Annotated in this window: 2 protein-coding genes; both read right to left on the bottom strand. The window is 55.0% G+C overall.

Going from position 1 to position 2,883, the window contains the following annotated elements; all coding sequences use genetic code 11:
- Nucleotides 1-310 precede the first annotated feature (310 nt).
- A complete protein-coding gene (locus tag QNK41_RS13290; protein WP_319257698.1) occupies nucleotides 311-2,242 on the bottom strand; it encodes a TRAP transporter fused permease subunit in 1,932 nt (643 codons plus the stop codon).
- Between the two features lie 88 nt (nucleotides 2,243-2,330).
- Nucleotides 2,331-2,883: TAXI family TRAP transporter solute-binding subunit (locus QNK41_RS13285; protein ID WP_319257696.1), on the bottom strand; the 553-nt coding region annotated here is incomplete at its 5' end.

The following is a 2,883-nucleotide window of genomic DNA, read 5'->3' as shown; positions in this document are numbered from 1 at the left end:
AAGGCGGGAGTCTATAACTATCTGAAACTTGTGGATCCCCGCCTACGCGGGGATGACAAAAAAGAGGACATTTCGACTTTTTACGGGTTCCTCAATATTGGTTTGTTGAGGTTTGGAATTTTAGTGATTGTGATTTATTTGTCACTTGGGGTTTGGTTATTGTGATTTGGCTACTATTTGTCTTTTGTATGCTGACATAAAAATACGGATGTCAGGATTAAAGTCCTAAAGGTGAAAACCCCCGCCCGTTGGGGCGAAGGTTTTCAGGAGGTTTCGAAGTTAATGCTCAAACACGGTTTACAGGGATCGATCAGGCAGCCGGGGCTTTCTTGAACCACCCGATAATCGTCTTGATCCAGATGCCGCTCAAAATATAAGAATAAAGCCAGGTACCAAAAATAATCAGAATAAAGGCCTTGACGATATCCATGGCGCTGCCGTTCAGGGAGAAAGCCGGCACGTAGCCGAACAAAAACGGCCCCAGGTAGAGAAACTTGGCGAACTTGAAGGCGGCGAAGGCCGTGCGCCACATGTTGGCTTTGGCAATCGTCGCCCCCGCGAAAGCGGCGATGCACACCGGCGGCGTGATGTTGGAATCCTGGGAGAGCCAGTAGACGATCATGTGGGCGGCAATTTCGTTGATGCCCAGTTGGGTCAGGGCCGGTACTGCCACCACGGCGGTGATCAGGTAGGCCGCGGTGACCGGCACACCCATGCCGAGAACAAGAGATGCCAGCGCGATAAACAGGATCGTGAGCACGAGAGAACCGCCGGCCAGCTCAATGACAATGTCGGCAAAGGTCAGCACCAGTCCGGTAAAGGTCAATACGCCGATGATGATGCCGATGACGCCGAGGGTGGCGCCAATTTTCAGGCTGTTTTCCGTTCCGGACCGGGAGGCATCGACGAATCGCTTCAGCCCGGTACGAATGGCAGGACGATGATCTTTTTTGACGAAGTACCAGATCGCGCAAATGGCTATGCCGGAAAAGACCATCGTCTTTTCGGAAACCATGTGGTTGAAACTCCTGCCCGCCTCGGGCCCGACGGTCTTGCTGAGCAGCAGCGATATCATCTGCGTGGCCAGGACCAGGGCCATGACGACCGCCAGGGTGTAGTCGATTCGCTTTTCCTTGTATTTATAACTGACCATGATGCAGGTGGCCAGTCCCAGGATGGCCGAGTAGCCCGGTGAGTAGCCGGACAACATGAAGATGGTGATCACTATCAGGGGCAGAGCGAAGAACCACTCTTTTTTCAGAATCTCCATGGCGCTGTGTTCGGACCGTTCCCCCACGATGTTGTGCATCTTGGCTTCGTAGTGCACCATGACGAACACGCTGAAAAAGTACATGAATGCCGGAAATATAGCCACCAGCATGATGCGCGAGTAGGGTACACCGGTCAGCTCCGCCATAATGAACCCGCCGGCCCCCATGATGGGGGGCATGAACATGCCGCCGATGGAGGCCGCCGGTTCGATGCCGCCGGCGATGTGAGGCCGGAAGCCGGCCTTTTTCATCATCGGGATGGTAAATGTTCCCGTGGAGACCGTATTGGCGATGGCACTGCCGGATATGGAACCGAACAGGCCGGAAGCGATGACCGACACCTTGGCCGGTCCGCCGATTTTGTGTCCCACCGCGGCCAGGGGCCAGTCGATGAAAAATTTCTGGGCGCCGCTCTTTTCCAGGAAGGCGCCGAACAGGACGAACAGGATCACGTAGGTGGCCAGTACGTTGGCCATGATGCCGAAGACGCCGTCGCTCATGTAGTAAATAGTGGTGCACAGGTTGGGAAAGGTTTCACCCGGATGGGCAAGCAGGTCCGGGGCATAGGGCCCGTATACGCCGTATAGGATCATCACCGTGCCGATGATCACGAAGGCGTTGCCCACCACCCGCCGGGCCAGTTCGATGCCGATGAGCACCCCGACCACGGCAACGGCTTGGTCCAAAGCGTTTTCCGCACCCGTGCGGTAGTTGATCGCCTCGAAATTGAGTATCCAGTAGCCGATGCAGATGATCGAGAGCAGGATCAGGATGTAGTCCACCACCCGCATGACGGGCGATTTGGATTTGTAGAGCAGAAACACCAGCACATAGGTGATGATAACATAAACGCCGCGGTGGTACTGGGTGGATGCCGGCTGGACCACGGCAGCATAGGAGTAAAACAATACCAGCAGTACCGAAAGGACATCAAATATAATTTGTTCGAATCGCTTTAATTGATCGTACACGGCGGCTCCTGCCTTGTTAATAGGAGAATATTTTGCAAACAATTGAAAGGGGCCGCGGCTTTCGCCACCGGCCCCTTATTGGTTGGGTTTATTTCAAAACGCCCTTTTCTTTCCAGAACTTCTCGGCTCCCGGATGCAACGGCGTAACGATACCGTTGATCCCGCTTTCGACGCTCATGGCCTTGGCGGTCTTCTTCACGTTGACCATGTGGGCCAGACCCTCGGGGGTGTAGATCTTGGAGAGCAGGGTATAGACCACGTCCGCCGGGACATCCTTGTTGGCCACCCACAGGGCGGAGTCCTGAAAGGAGGGGGTATCCGTATCCACGCCCTTGTAGGTCCCCGCAGGCACCTTCAACTTGGCGAAGTAGGGATATTTGTCATAGAAACCGGAGGCCGTGGCCTCGGCATCCAGGTCGATCATTTCGATATCGTTCTGCTGGGCGGCCATGACCACGGCACCGCTGGGAAAAGCGGTGAACAGCCAGAAGGCATCCAGCTGGTTGTTGCCGAAGGCAGCCGCTGCGTCGTTGTAGCCCATGGCATTACGTTCGATCGTGTCCCAGACACCCATGTGGGTAAAAAACAGCTCGCAGTTGGCAAAGGCACCGGAACCGGCATTACCCACGCCAACTTTTTTG

This window comes from Desulfosarcina sp. (assembly GCF_033791525.1).
Taxonomy (GTDB): domain Bacteria; phylum Desulfobacterota; class Desulfobacteria; order Desulfobacterales; family Desulfosarcinaceae; genus Desulfosarcina.
This window is presented reverse-complemented; position numbering and strand designations above follow the sequence as displayed.